This is a genomic window from Ferriphaselus sp. R-1, from assembly GCF_000746095.1.
In the GTDB taxonomy this organism is placed as follows: Bacteria; Pseudomonadota; Gammaproteobacteria; order Burkholderiales; family Gallionellaceae; genus Ferriphaselus.
Window position 1 is genome coordinate 140661 of sequence record NZ_JQKP01000001.1, and the last position, 13267, is coordinate 153927.

Consider the following 13267-nt stretch of genomic DNA (forward strand, 5'->3'; position numbering starts at 1 on the left):
CCAACAAGGCATGGACCGGAATTGTTATATTCACGACCTGACGCATTCCGATAACTGTTGTTACGAAACAGTTAGATAGAAAAATCCTCTGGGTGGCATATAGCTTGCGTGTAGGACATGCATATCAGCCTCGTTCCCCTATGCAGGCGTGTGGTGGGCTGGCTATCTGAAGCCGAAGTGCCTTACGCGCAAGTAGTGGAAATGGAGGAAATTAGCAGCGACTTTTCCGACACTGACGTGGTTAACCCAGCCGTCAGGACTGACACGGCCAGCCCGATTTACGGTATGCCGATTCTGGAGATGCATAAGGCGGGCACCGTGTTGGTGGTCAAGCGCTCGATGGCGGCGGGTTACGCGGGTCTGGACAACGGCCTGTTCTATTTGGATAAAACCATGATGGTGTTTGGCGATGCCCAGAACGTCGTCGAAGAGGTGATTAAGGCCAAGGCGCACTAGCTGTTGTTTAGAGGGCAGGCGATTATTGCAAGAGGTGACTATGGGCAAGTTGCACTTAACCACAGCTGCGGTACAGCTGCCGCTGGCAGATTGCTCGACGTGCGTCTATCAGGCGAATTTTCTGCCCGAAGGCAAGTGCGTGCCGGGGGATACATGTGTGGTGGCGCAAAGTGGACGGCAGATTGACCGTTTCCTGCGCCGCCATCCTCACTTGGCGCAGGACTATCTGACGGACGACTTTTGGGAGCGGCGCGCCATTGCTGCACGCTATGCGCCGCTCGATGTTTTGCGTCAACTACCCCGTGACTCCGACGAGGCGGTGCGCCGAGTATTGGCGAGCCGCTTGCCGATAAATGAGTTGGAGGATTATTTGCATGATCCTGATCGGGAAGTGCGCATGACCGTAGCCAACCGTGTGATTCCCGAACAGTTGTTGCGGCTGGTTCGGGATGAGGATTATTTGGTGCGTTTGCAAGTGGCGAAACGCTTGCCGCATAGCCAGCTACGCCGTATGGCGGGGGATGTGGATTGGGAAGTGCGCAAGGAAGTGGCACGACGAATGCCTCCTTTTGCCCTAAGTTTGCTGATTAAGGATAGTGATGCCGAAGTCCGTCGTATTATTGCGGCGCGAGTGCTGCCCGATGATGCAGCCAAACTGTTGAAGGACGTTGATTGGGTGGTGCGTCTGGAAGCTGCACAACGCGCGCCGATAGATGTAATTGCCGAGTTAGTGGATGATGTCGAGCCCGATGTGCGCGCAACCGTGCGCCGACGATTGAACGAATTCTTGCACGAGGATAATAAATGAGTCTCTATACGATAGATGAGGCCACGCTGCTCAAGCTGGCTGCTGAGATTGAAGCCCTGCCACCCCGTCCTCATCACAGTGCCTTGCTGGAAATTACCCAGCGCATCCGGCCCGGCTGTACGTTCAGTTATGCGCTCAACCGGGGTGGTTGGTATCGTCCCGGCGGGGTGATTGCGGAGGACGGTGAGCGTCTTGCCAGTAGTCTTGAAGTGTGGGCGAAAGCCGAGTTGGAGTCATGCGGCGGCGAAATGGAAGAGCTGGTCGAGCGCTATGCAGACAGAGGCCTGCTGGTAACGCGTCACTCTGGTCGTACCCACTACTTTGTTGCCGCCTACGGCGTGGCTCCTACCGAATTTCTGCAGCTTGAAGTGGAAGAGTTGCAGGAGGTATTGGATCGTAAGCTCATTGATATCGAGCGGCCACCCCATGACTGGCAAGAGTTGACTGAACCGCTGCTGCCCGAGATGATTGAAGCCCAACCGGTGGGCGCGCCCCATTACCGATTCCGTCGTTTGCTCGACATGCGTCAGATTCTGGCTCGTGTCGCTTCGAATGATGGCCATACCGCAGGACTGACGCGCTTGTTCTCAGAATGGCAGATGAGCAGCGCTGCGACGCGTGGTCACTTCAGCGACCATTGGATCGTGGCCTTGCGCGAGCATCAGGATCGTTATCGCAATCAAGTGCTGTCGGCAACCTTGGTGTCGCGTCAGTTGCGCCAACTCAAGCCCTTCCAGTGGAATAAGGAGTTGGCCGGTTTGGAGCTGGCTGCCCAGTTGCAGGCTTTTGATCGAGCCGCTGGCTACACTTCCGCTTGGTATTTCCATCTGGTGTCGGCAAAACTCACCCCGCCGGAGATCGCCTTCGCCTTGATTCGTGATCTGGACGCAGGTTTTAGCTATCTGCCGGATACGGAAGTGGCGTTGCTGCGCGGCTGGGTGGCAGCCCCCTACTCTGCCTGAGATTGTTGCTCTTCTATCGTCTTGTCGTAAATGCGACAAGACGAATTGAAATAAAATTCATGTAAATCAATGTGCTGATTCTTGGCACGTCAATTGCAACGCTAGGCATGTCATCACTTACGAGTGCCTGCCATGCAAGCCAAAGACATTGCCGAACTGCTGAACGAGCCGGCCTGTACCCATAACAAGAAGGAGAAATCCGGTTGCGTGCGTCCCAAGCCGGGGGCGACGGCGGGTGGATGTTCGTTCGACGGGGCGCAGATCGCCTTGCTGCCCATCGCCGATGTGGCGCATATCGTGCACGGCCCCATCGCTTGCGCGGGTAGCTCCTGGGACAATCGCGGCACGCGCTCGTCCGGGCCGACACTGTATCGCATCGGTATGACCACCGACCTCACCGAGCAGGATGTCATCATGGGGCGCGGCGAGAAGCGGCTGTTCCATGCCATCAAACAGGCCGTCGATAGCTACGCGCCGAAAGCGGTGTTCATCTACAACACCTGCGTCCCCGCGCTCACCGGCGACGACATCAGCGCGGTATGCAAGGCTGCTGCCGAGAAGACCGGCGTGCCGGTGGTGCCGGTGGACTGTGCCGGTTTTTACGGTACCAAGAATCTGGGCAACCGTATCGCGGGCGAGGCGATGTTTAAATACGTGGTGGGCACGGCGGAGCCTTTGCCGCTGTTGCCGGAGCAGCAACGCCCCGGCATCACCGTGCACGACGTGAACCTCATCGGCGAATACAACATCGCGGGCGAATTCTGGAATGTGCTGCCGCTGTTCGACGAACTCGGCCTGCGCATCCTGTGCACCCTGTCCGGCGATGCGCGCTTCCATGATGTGCAGACCATGCACCGCGCCGAAGCCGACATGGTGGTGTGCGCCAAGGCCTTGCTCAATGTGGCGCGCAAGCTGGAAACCGATTACAAGATCCCGTTCTTCGAGGGCAGCTTCTACGGCGTGACCGACACCTCGCAAGCCTTCCGCGATTTCGCCCGCCTGCTCAAAGACTCGTCATTGACTGAACGCACGGAGGCGCTCATCGCGCGCGAGGAGGCCAAGATCAATGCTGAACTCGAACCTTGGCGCGAAAAGCTGCGCGATAAACGTGTGCTGCTCTACACCGGCGGTGTGAAGTCGTGGTCCATCGTGTCCGCCTTGCAGGATCTGGGGCTGGAAGTCGTCGCCACCGGTACCAATAAATCCACCGAAGAAGACAAGGCGCGTATCCGCGAGATCATGGGCGAAAAGACCAAAATGATCACCGACGGCAGCCCCAAGGCGCTGCTCGGGGTGGTGAAGGAATACCAGGCGGACATCCTGATTGCCGGTGGTCGCAACATGTACACCGCACTAAAAGCAAAGTTGCCATTCTTGGATATCAACCAGGAACGCGAATTTGGCTACGAAGGCTACAGCGGCATGACCGAGCTGGCGCGGCAACTGGCACTGACGTTGCAGAGTCCCGTGTGGCAAGCAGTGCGAAAACCCGCGCCGTGGGCGAAGTCGGGCGTGCCGGGTGTGGAGTTGGGGGCGTGATGATGTGCGACAACTTATTTGGCATGGGTAGGGTGGGCAGGGTTTGTCTGCCCACGCGGTATCGAAACTGCGCGGGAATGACGGCGGAGGGAGTCTGACATGGCTGAGATACTGAAGCGTAACAAAGCACTTGCGGTGAATCCGCTCAAGGCCAGCCAACCGGTGGGTGCTTCGCTGGCTTTCCTTGGCATCAACAAAGCGATTCCGATGATGCACGGTTCGCAGGGCTGCACTGCCTTTGGCAAGGTGTATTTCGTGCGCCATTTCCGCGAGCCCATTCCCTTGCAGACCACGGCGATGGATCAGGTCTCGACCGTGATGAATGCGGATGAGAATGTGATCGAAGGTTTGAAGGCGGTCTGCGAGAAGAGCAAGCCTGCACTGATCGGTTTGCCGACGACGGGTCTATCCGAGACGCAGGGCACGGACATCAAACGGTTGGTGAAGGATTTCTATACCAAGCATCCCGAGTACGCGCACATCCCCGTGGTGCCGGTGAATACGCCGGATTTCACGGGGTGTCTCGAAAGTGGTTATGCGCTGGCGGTTAAATCCATCTTGGAGGTGTTAATTCTGGGCGTTCCCTCACCCCAGCCCTCTCCCGGGGGGAGAGGGAGTCTGGTCGGCAAGCGCAAGAAGCAAGTCAACGTCCTCGCGGGTTCATTCCTCACGCCCGGCGACATCGAGCACATCAAGGAGTTGATCGAAGCCTTCGGTCTGCGTCCGCTGGTGTTGCCGGACATCGGCGATTCGCTCGATGGTCATCTCACCGAGATGGAAAGTTCGCCGCTTACCGTGGGTGGCACGCCGGTGGGCGACATCGCCAGCATGGGCGAGTCCATCGCCACGCTGGTATTAGGCAGTTCGCTGTATGACGCGGCCGATTTCCTCAAGGGGCAGTCGGGCGTGCCGGACTACCGCTTCGATGCGCTGATGGGCTTGGATGCTGTGGATGCGTTCGTCGCCGCGCTGGCCGAGATCAGCGGCAAGCCGGTGCCGGAGAAGATAGCCCGCCAGCGGGCGCAGTTGCAGGACGCGATGGTGGACTCGCACTTCATGCTGGGCTTTGCGCGCGTCGCCATCGCCGCTGATCCTGATCTGCTTTATGGCTATGCCCAGTTGCTCAGCGGGATGGGCGGCGAAGTGGTGGCGGCGGTCACGCCCGCCCGTGCCGCCATCCTGAGTCAGGTTCCGGCAGCGCAGGTCGCCATCGGCGATCTGGAAGACCTCGAACACGCCGCGCGCAAGGCCGGTGCGCAACTCGTCATCAGCAACTCGCATGCGGTGGAGACCGCGCGCCGCTTGGGCGTGCCGCTGCTGCGTGCCGGTTTCCCGCAATTCGACCTGCTGGGCGGCTACCAGCGCCTGTGGGTGGGCTATCGCGGCACGCGGCAGACGCTGTTCGACTTGGCCAATCTGCTGGTCGAACACGGGCATCACGAGCCAGCCCCTTACGTTTCCATCTACAACCAGCGAACAGGAGATGCTGCGCATTTCCCCCACCCTAACCCTGATGGAACTACTAGCCATTCGACTAAGCCCGCAAGCGGGCAAGTCGCTGGTTATCCCCCGGTGGGAGAGGGGACGAACGTGAAAAGCAATATGGGAGATCCTTGCCATGCGGCATCTGCGGCTGGTCAGACCCATTGAGGAGTCAAGTATGAGTGTGAAGATCGCCTTTGCAACGAGCGACCGCCGCGCGGTGAATCAGCACTTCGGTGCGGCGGAAGCCTTCGCCATCTACGAGCTGGATGAAAGTTCTGCCCGCTTGGTCGAGGTGGCTGAGTTCATCGAGACCGCGATGGATGGGCATGAAGGGAAACTCGCCGCCAAGATCGAGCTGCTGCTGGATTGCGCGGCGGTGTATTGCAACGCGGCGGGTGCCTCCGCCATCCAGCAATTGCTGGCCAAGGGCATCCAGCCGATGCGGGTGGACGAAGGTTCGGCGATCGAGGTGTTGTTGAGCGGGCTGCAAAAGAATCTGGTCAGCGACACCCCCGTGTGGTTGGCGAAGCATCTTAAAAAACAGTCGGACAGCAGCCGTTTTTCGGACGATGAGGCGTGGCAGGAATGATAGAGACCTCCGCCCGTGTAGTGTCTGTCGAGTCCGGCGTGGTGAGGATAGAACCCACTACGCAGTCGGGTTGCGGTGGCTGCAAGTCGCGCAGCAGCTGCGGCGTGTCGGGCTTGGCCAAGTATTTTTCCAATAGCCGCCAAGCGATAGCGATCCGTTGCGATGTCCCCGTCGAGTTAGGCGAAGAGTTGCAGTTGCGCATGAGTGAAGGCGATCTGTTCAAGGCCGGGCTGTTCGCTTATCTGTTGCCCAGTGTGTTGGCGCTGGTCGGGGCAGGGATGGTCACCTCATTCGGCGGCGGCGATGCTGCGGCCGTAGTGGGAGCCGTCGCTGGATTTGTCCTCGCTTTTTTGCTTACCCGTGTGACCGGCTGGACCCCTTCTTTGTCGGCACACAAATCTCATCATTCAACCTAAGGAGTAACACCATGAACCAGGCAGTTGAGCAAGACCCGTTGTTGAGCACCGATTTCATCAAGGAGATGGTCAAGCAGATGCGCGCGGTAGATAGCTACGGCACGTATGACGGCTGGCCGGTGGAGCGCATTCTTGCGCCGTACGTGTTGACCAAGGAGCAGCGTCGCGCCATCCCCGTGATCGGTGATCCGGACGAAGTGCTGCTGGCGCGCATCAAGGCGTTCTACAACGCGATTGCCTCCTTGATCGAAAAGGAGTGCGGCCTGATGGCGATCCCGATGATCAATATCACGCATGAAGGTTTCGGTCGCGCAGTCATCACCGTAGGCAAGCTGGTGGTAATGGATCGTACCTTGCGTGACGTGCATCGCTACGGTTTCGAGAGCCTGTCCAAGATGAAGGATGAGGCCGACAAGCTGTTGTCGGTGGCCTTGGGCTTGGTGGGCAAGTATCCCGAAGTGGCCGGGCTTTAGAAGACGTAAGACGTAAGACGTAAGACGTAAGACGTAAGACGTAAGACGTAAGACGTAAGACGTAAGACGTAAGACGTAAGACGTAAGACGTAAGACGTAAGTTTATAGGGTGGTTTTGGGTGCCAACTTGTAACTTACGTCTTCCAACTAACCAATGGAGTAAGAAAATGACCGAAGACGAGTTGAAGGCGCTCGACAAGGAAGTCAGGAAGCTGAAGCGCATTTCCAGCGAATGGGCTTCGCAGTTGCACGATCTGGTCGAGGATAAATTGCCCGCAGGGTATGAGCAGATCCCCGCGATCGCACAGTCAACCTATGACGCCTGCGCAGCGTGGGCAGCGGCAAGCGAGAAGCTGGCTGCCGCACAGAAAGGAGCTTGAGCATGGAACCGATTACCGGAATCACGCGGGGTGGCACCGCCTACACGCCGACTTTTCTGACGGCACTCGATCAAAGTACCTGTATCGGCTGTGGCCGCTGTTACAAGGTGTGTCCGCGTGATGTGTTCGAACTGTTGGAGCGCGACGAGGACGACGAGGCCTATGACGAGGATGAGGACAACGCGATGGTGATGTCGATCGCCAATGCCATGGACTGTATCGGCTGCGGCTCCTGCGCGCGCGTCTGCCCCAAGCAGTGTCATACCCATCAACCTCTGCCTGCTGGAGCCTGATCATGCCTAAACCGTTGCGACATGTATTCGTTTGTTCCCAATCACGCCCACCCGGACATCCGCGCGGCTCATGTGGTCAAAAAGGCTGTCGCGAAGTCGTGGATGAATTCACGCGGCAGTGGCAACAGCGCCAATTGTTCACGCAAGTGGCGGTCACCCCGACGGGCTGTCTGGGGCCTTGCGGAATGGGGCCTAGCGTGCTGGTCTATCCCGAAGGGGTGATGTATGGCAACGTCACTGTGGCGGATGTGAGCGAGATATTCGAGCAGCATCTGCTGGGTGGTCAGCCGGTCGAGCGGCTCATCGTTCCCCCTGCGATATGGTAGATGCGATGCAGCCGCTGCCTTTGGAGTTGCAAGGCCTGGCCGAGCGAGTCGTGCAGGCTTTGCAGCAGGAGGCCGTGAAATTCGCGCCGAGCGATGCCACGCCGCAGATCGCTCTGGCTGCGGTTCAGTTTACCCCGGTCATTGATCCCGGCAATCAACTGCCGGGGTATCAAGGTGTGTGGCGGAATGCGCGCAACGACCGCTGCGGTGTGATGACGATCAACAGCGATCACAGCGTGTATGCTGAGTATGACCTGTTCTGTCCGCACCCGCGCGACGAGCGCTGGTTCGTTGAAATGGTGACGGTGTGGGGGCGCGGGGGTGACTTGCGCAGTGAGCCAAGCTTGATTCCGAACGTGTGAGGTGTGCAGTGAGTAGATTCCAAATGGGTGACATGGTGTTCGCGGCGCATGATCTGTACAACGAGTCGCTGGAAGAAACCGGCGAGAGCAGCATCCCCGGCATCGAGCCGGATGCTTTGCTGGCGGCGGCAGGTACGCGCGGCGTGGTGGTCAACGTCGGCCATGCGCAAGAGATGCCGAACGAAGAGATCTATCTGGTGCGTTTCGAGATGGATGCGGACGGTACGTTGGCTGAACCCATTGGCTGTCTGAGCGACGAGTTGACCGGTCTCAATTAGCAATGGGCGATACCCGCGCTGCGACTGTGCTGGCTTACCACGTGCGCAGCAAGCATGCGCCGGATCGTTATGCGGCGGGGCCGGGCACCCTGGATTGGGATGCCCAACCCAAGGCGTTTCGCGATTGGGAGGGCGCCATGCAGACGCCTTTGCCGCGCGAGATCGCCGTGGCGGATATTGCGTGGGGCGAGTTGGTGGCAGCGCGCGCGCCGCTGCCGTTCAACCTGCAAAACCTCGGCTCTTTGTTGCGCTTGTGCGTGGGGCTGACGGCATGGAAAGAATATGCCGGTTCGCGCTGGTCGTTGCGCGCGCACCCTTCATCCGGCAATCTGCATCCGACCGAGACCTGGCTGATCGCCGCTCAGGTGGACGGTCTGCAAGATGGTCTGCATCACTATCAAAATCTGCATCATGTTTTGGAACGCCGTGCGTGGGGAAGCGATACGCAGGCGGCGGGAGTGTGGCTGGGCTTCAGCTCCATCCATTGGCGCGAGGCATGGAAATACGGCGAGCGCGCTTTCCGCTACTGCCAGCTCGATATGGGGCATGTGCTGGCCGCGCTGAGTTACGCGGCGGCATTGCACGGCTGGAAGCCGCGTTTGCCGGAACTGGACGAGGCAATGTTGGCACACACGCTCGGCGTGGATCGCGTTGAAGAGTTTGCCGGTGTCGAGCACGAAGAGGCGGAGGTGCTGGTTGCACTACATGCGACGGACGCTGCATTGCCACCGGATTGGCAACAATGGGCCGGCAAGCCGGCTTTGCTCGATGCGCGTCCGCTGTATCAATGGCCGGTGATTGACGAGGTGGCGGAGGCCACGCGCGGCCCGTTGCCGCCGACGCAAGTTTCCGCATTTGGCGCAGCAGTCAGGAGGGGCGGCGACAACGACATCCGCGCAGCCCAAGTGCTGTTGAAGCGGCGCAGCGCGCAAGCCTTCGACGGGCAATCGGTGCTGCCGCAGGCCGTGTTCCGGCGCTTGCTCTGGGCGTTGTTGCCCGGCGGCTCGCCCGTGTGGGAGATGTGGACGCTGGCGGCGCGCGTGCATCCGGTGTTGCTGGTGCATCGCGTTGAAGGCATCGCGCCCGGTATGTATGTGTTGCCGCGCAGTGATGCGGCGCGGGGAGCGCTGCAAGCCGCTTTCCGCGAGACCTTTGTCTGGCAACCCGCCGATGCCGAATTCCCCTTGTTTCAACTCATCGCCGCCCGCGCCGGAAAAACCGCGCGCACCTTGTCCTGCCATCAGGATATCGCCTCCCAGTGTGCTGTCACCTTCATGCTGGTGGCCGAGTTCGCCGCGCCCATCGCCGCCGATCCGGCTGCTTACCGGCATCTGCATTGGGAGGCGGGCATGCTGGGACACGTCATCACGCTGGAAGCCGAAGCCGCCGGATGGCGCGGCACGGGCATCGGCTGTTTTTTTGACGATGCCGACCACGAGGTGCTCGGCCTCAAGGACGATACCTGGCAAGTGCTTTACCACTACGCCGTGGGCATGGCGCTGGATGATCCGCGCATTGCCACTGTGACCGCTTACGCCTGAATCAGGAGCCCCAATGAACGACGCAGAACTTAAAGAATGGCTGGCTCAGGCCGGCTTCGATGTGGCAGAACCGCTGGATATCGAGCGCACGATCGGCAATGCCACCACGCCGCTGATGCATGCCGCACGCCTGGGAAATCTAGTCGTGCTCGAAGCGCTGCTGGCACGCGGCGCGGCGGTGAACCGGATGAATGACGACAGCAACGGGGCGTTGTGGTTCTCCTGTTTTGCCGATAGCGAGGCTTGTGCCCGCGCGCTTATCCACGCGGGTGCGCCGCTGGACAGCCAAAATATCAACGGAGCCACGGCGCTGATTTATTGCGCCTCGGCGGGCAAAACGTCGCTGGTGAAATTGCTGCTGGAGGCGGGCGCAGATACCACGCTGATGACGCTGGACGATTTCACTGCGCTGGAGCTCGCCGCTAATCGCGCGTGTATGAAGTTGCTCAAAGAAGCCAAGGCCGCTGCACATGTTTGAGGTAAGTCGCATACAGCATCGCGCGTTTGGTTCATTGATTCGCGTGCAATTCGCCGACAACTACGTGCTGCGGCTTACTCAGGCTGAGGCCTCCAGCCTGTCGTTTGCGTTGGTTGCCGTGCGCGACGGCGTGAGTCCCGAGCGGGAAATCTATATGAGCCCGATTGCCAGTGATGGCGCTTTCATTGGGACGGTGTGCGATGCGGGCATGAGCATCGCGTTGCCCGACGGTACGCTTGAACTGGACTGGCCCCATGTTGGCGCCTTAGCCCAAGCGCTGGCAGCTGCCATCGCTTAAGCGGATAAGCCAAGCTCAGCGTTTCTGCCGCGCCTGCATGATTTGCGGCAGATTGATTTCGATCCAGTCGGTCAGCGCCTCAACCTGTTGACCGACTCCCTCGCCCAGCGGGGTTAGCGAATATTCCACATGCGGCGGCACCACCGGGTGAGATACCCGATTGATGAAGCCATCCTGTTCCAATTGCTGTAGCGTCTGTGCCAGCATCTTTTCGCTCACTTCCCCGACCTTGCGGCGCAGTTCGCTGAAGCGGTGCGTGCCTTCCCTCAACGCCACCAGCACCAGCACGCCCCAGCGGCTGGTGACATGCTTGAGGATTTCGCGCGAAGGACATTGCACGGCGAAGACTTCTCCGCGTCGCATTTTGACGGACAGCGTCTGAGGTTGAGTTGTTGGCATTGCACTTACCTTTTTGTGCGTACTTACGAAAAGTCATTGTAGCGGATACTCTTCGCTTCCCCAACTCGATTAACCCATGCCGAAAGGAAACACCATGATCGTCGTTACCGGAGCCACTGGCCAGCTGGGCCGCCTTGTCATCGCAGCCCTGCTGAAAAAAACAGCCGCCACCAACATTGTCGCCGCTGTGCGCAATGTCGAAAAAGCCCAAGGCCTCGCGGCATTGGGCGTGCACGTGCGCCATGCCGACTACAGCCAACCCGCGAGCTGGGATGCGGCATTACACGGCGCAGATAAAGTGCTGCTGATTTCTTCCAGCGAAATCGGGCAACGCACGCAACAGCACCGCAGCGTGATCGATGCCGCCAAACGCGCGGGCATCAAACTGCTGGCCTACACCAGCGTGCTGCACGCCGACACTTCCGTGCTGGGCTTGGCCGCCGAGCACAGGGAAACCGAGGCGCTGCTGCGCGCCTCCGGTGTGCCCTTCGCGTTGCTGCGCAATGGCTGGTACACCGAGAACTATGCGGCTGGCATTCCCACCGCGTTGGCGTTGGGTGCGGTGTATGGCTGCGCGGGCGATGGCCGCATCTCCTCCGCCACGCGCGCCGACTACGCCGAAGCTGCCGCCGTCGTGCTGACGACCAACAACCAAGCCGGAAACGTTTACGAGCTGGCTGGTGACAACGCCTACACCTTGAGTGAATTTGCCGCAGAAATATCGCGCCAAGCTGGCCGCGCCATCGGCTACGTCAATCTGCCGGAAGCGGAATACAAAAAAGCGCTGCTAGGCGCGGGCTTGCCGGAGTTCCTCGCCGAACTGCTGGCGAATTCCGACACGGGCGTTTCAAAAGGCGCGTTGTTCGATGAGGGGCAGCAATTGAGCACGCTCATCGGCCGACCGACGACCACGTTGGCAACGGCAGTTGCGGCGGCACTTTAACTTCCACTCGGGGCAGGCTGCGGCCTGCCCTTGCACACCATCTCGCTCAGACTGCAAGCCCAAATTCAGGCGAGATCAGCTTCAACCACGCTTCCACCCGAGCATCGGTCAGCAGCTTCTGGTTTTCCTGATCCAGCACCAAGCCGACGAACTCGTCATCCACCAATGCCTTTGAGGCGATGAAGTCGTAATCGTCCGCAGGCCATTGGCCAACCACCCGTGCGCCGCGAGCAACCAGGAATTCGTAGAGGATGCCGAGCGCATCGACGAACTCATCCGGATATTTTCCCTGGTCACCGAGTCCGAACAGCGCGACCGTCTTGCCCGTGAAATCCACCTCACTGAGTTGAGGCAGGAACTCTTCCCATCCTCCGCCCATGCAATCGGTTGAAAGGCCGGGGAGTTGTCCGCCACCGAGAGTGGATGTGCCAAAGATCAGGTAGTCGTAGCTGGCCACCAGCGCTGCATTGGCCTTGTTCACATTGAGTGCATCGGCCATGGTGTCATCATCAAACTGCTTTTTTATCGCTTTGGCGATGCGGCGAGTATTACCTGTGCTACTGGCGAAAAACAATCCGGTGCGGGACATATCGACTCCTTGCGGGTTGCGCTGATTGTCGGGTATCCCACAATCAGCGCGTTGTACGACACAAACTAGACGGGGCCGCGACCAGCACGTTTCAGTTCCACAGTGCGGGTTAGCGCCTCTTCGAACGAGACCTTGTCGCCTTTGGGCTTGAAGTCGTGCAGTGCCTTATAGACGGTAATGATCTTTTCGGAGGCGGATTGCCCCTTGAAATCACCCTTATCCAGAGCGGCGAGATCAATCAATTCGTTCCAGATCAGCCCTTCCTGCATGCCGATCACGGGGATGTGCAAATTGCCCAGCTCGATGATGAGCGGCTTGTTGATATTCACCACGAACAGAATAATCTTAATATCTTCCGCAAAATCAGCTTGATAGTAATCAATGACCTTGGGCAGAAGCGCGAGTTCGTCCAGACTGCCGACGTACAGTTTGATCTTGTCGTCCTGAGACAGCACGATGGTGTTCTTGATGGTGGCAACCGGAGGTTTGCGATGTCCCAGAGCATCTCCTATCTCACCCAATTCCAATACAAGGTCGCCACGATAAGCAGCGTAGCTCCCATTGGCTTCCTTGAAGTTCATATTGAACAACAATCCTTTTTGCTCGTAAGTGTCGAATAGCATGTCAGCTCCTGTGTTGAATAAAGGTGCTT

At 59.0% G+C, this 13267-nt stretch carries 19 protein-coding genes and 1 pseudogene; 17 read left to right on the top strand and 3 right to left on the bottom strand.

From position 1 onward, the window contains the following. Positions 1–162: 162 nt before the first annotated feature. The 16 genes and pseudogenes from DM08_RS00720 to DM08_RS13060 all read left to right on the top strand — a co-directional run. A pseudogene (locus tag DM08_RS00720) lies at positions 163–456 on the top strand (NAD(P)(+) transhydrogenase (Re/Si-specific) subunit beta); the annotation flags it as partial. A 40-nt stretch (positions 457–496) separates the two neighbouring features. Then, complete coding sequence (locus tag DM08_RS00725; protein WP_035382704.1) at positions 497–1264, top strand: 4Fe4S-binding leucine-rich repeat protein; 768 nt, start codon at positions 497–499, stop codon at positions 1262–1264. Continuing rightward, positions 1261–2226 carry a hypothetical protein gene (locus DM08_RS00730; protein ID WP_035382705.1) on the top strand — a complete coding sequence of 322 codons (966 nt, stop codon included), beginning with the start codon at positions 1261–1263 and terminating at the stop codon, positions 2224–2226. Before DM08_RS00725 ends, DM08_RS00730 begins: the two co-directional genes overlap by 4 nt. 132 nt (positions 2227–2358) lie before the next feature. Beyond that, on the top strand, positions 2359–3765 hold the full coding sequence (nifE, locus tag DM08_RS00735) for a nitrogenase iron-molybdenum cofactor biosynthesis protein NifE (RefSeq protein ID WP_035382706.1): 1407 nt from the start codon (positions 2359–2361) through the stop codon (positions 3763–3765). A gap of 99 nt (positions 3766–3864) precedes the next feature. Next, positions 3865–5415: a nitrogenase iron-molybdenum cofactor biosynthesis protein NifN gene (gene nifN, locus DM08_RS00740; RefSeq protein ID WP_035382707.1), complete on the top strand. Its 1551-nt coding sequence runs from the start codon at positions 3865–3867 to the stop codon at positions 5413–5415. A gap of 10 nt (positions 5416–5425) precedes the next feature. Then, complete coding sequence (locus DM08_RS00745) at positions 5426–5839, top strand: NifB/NifX family molybdenum-iron cluster-binding protein (protein ID WP_035382708.1); 414 nt, start codon at positions 5426–5428, stop codon at positions 5837–5839. Further along, a complete protein-coding gene (locus DM08_RS00750; RefSeq protein ID WP_035382709.1) occupies positions 5836–6255 on the top strand; it encodes a SoxR reducing system RseC family protein in 420 nt (139 codons plus the stop codon). The genes DM08_RS00745 and DM08_RS00750 overlap by 4 nt, the downstream gene beginning before the upstream one ends. A gap of 11 nt (positions 6256–6266) precedes the next feature. Beyond that, complete coding sequence (locus DM08_RS00755) at positions 6267–6728, top strand: NifX-associated nitrogen fixation protein (RefSeq protein WP_035382710.1); 462 nt, start codon at positions 6267–6269, stop codon at positions 6726–6728. A 167-nt stretch (positions 6729–6895) separates the two neighbouring features. Then, positions 6896–7108 carry a CCE_0567 family metalloprotein gene (locus tag DM08_RS00760; protein WP_035382711.1) on the top strand — a complete coding sequence of 71 codons (213 nt, stop codon included), beginning with the start codon at positions 6896–6898 and terminating at the stop codon, positions 7106–7108. A gap of 2 nt (positions 7109–7110) precedes the next feature. After that, positions 7111–7401, top strand: a complete 291-nt coding sequence (gene fdxB, locus DM08_RS00765) for a ferredoxin III, nif-specific (protein WP_035382712.1) — start codon at positions 7111–7113, stop codon at positions 7399–7401. 98 nt (positions 7402–7499) lie between these two features. Then, positions 7500–7727 carry a (2Fe-2S) ferredoxin domain-containing protein gene (locus DM08_RS00770; protein ID WP_237560181.1) on the top strand — a complete coding sequence of 76 codons (228 nt, stop codon included), beginning with the start codon at positions 7500–7502 and terminating at the stop codon, positions 7725–7727. Positions 7728–7732: 5 nt separating this feature from the next. After that, positions 7733–8089: a hypothetical protein gene (locus tag DM08_RS12085; RefSeq protein WP_152555745.1), complete on the top strand. Its 357-nt coding sequence runs from the start codon at positions 7733–7735 to the stop codon at positions 8087–8089. Positions 8090–8097: 8 nt separating this feature from the next. Beyond that, positions 8098–8367 (top strand): nitrogen fixation protein NifZ, encoded by a 270-nt coding sequence (locus tag DM08_RS00780; RefSeq protein ID WP_081908708.1) that lies wholly within the window; start codon positions 8098–8100, stop codon positions 8365–8367. Between the two features lie 2 nt (positions 8368–8369). Continuing rightward, on the top strand, positions 8370–9908 hold the full coding sequence (locus tag DM08_RS00785) for a nitroreductase family protein (RefSeq protein WP_035382715.1): 1539 nt from the start codon (positions 8370–8372) through the stop codon (positions 9906–9908). 13 nt (positions 9909–9921) lie between these two features. After that, positions 9922–10386 carry an ankyrin repeat domain-containing protein gene (locus tag DM08_RS00790; RefSeq protein WP_035382716.1) on the top strand — a complete coding sequence of 155 codons (465 nt, stop codon included), beginning with the start codon at positions 9922–9924 and terminating at the stop codon, positions 10384–10386. Further along, positions 10379–10684, top strand: a complete 306-nt coding sequence (locus DM08_RS13060; RefSeq protein ID WP_035382717.1) for a hypothetical protein — start codon at positions 10379–10381, stop codon at positions 10682–10684. Before DM08_RS00790 ends, DM08_RS13060 begins: the two co-directional genes overlap by 8 nt. Before the next feature lie 15 nt (positions 10685–10699). Here the strand turns inward: DM08_RS13060 and DM08_RS00800 are convergent, their stop codons facing one another. After that, on the bottom strand, positions 10700–11083 hold the full coding sequence (locus DM08_RS00800) for a winged helix-turn-helix transcriptional regulator (protein WP_035382718.1): 384 nt from the start codon (positions 11081–11083) through the stop codon (positions 10700–10702). A gap of 94 nt (positions 11084–11177) precedes the next feature. Here DM08_RS00800 and DM08_RS00805 point away from each other — a divergent pair, with 94 nt between their 5' ends. After that, a complete protein-coding gene (locus DM08_RS00805) occupies positions 11178–12026 on the top strand; it encodes an SDR family oxidoreductase (RefSeq protein ID WP_035382719.1) in 849 nt (282 codons plus the stop codon). Between the two features lie 46 nt (positions 12027–12072). On the opposite strand, the gene DM08_RS00810 is transcribed toward DM08_RS00805, so the two are convergent. Continuing rightward, positions 12073–12615, bottom strand: coding sequence for a flavodoxin (locus tag DM08_RS00810; protein WP_035382720.1), 543 nt, complete (start codon positions 12613–12615; stop codon positions 12073–12075). Between the two features lie 65 nt (positions 12616–12680). Further along, the gene (locus DM08_RS00815) at positions 12681–13238 is read right to left on the bottom strand and encodes a hypothetical protein (protein ID WP_035382721.1); all 558 of its coding nucleotides are present in this window, start codon (positions 13236–13238) and stop codon (positions 12681–12683) included. Positions 13239–13267 lie beyond the last annotated feature (29 nt).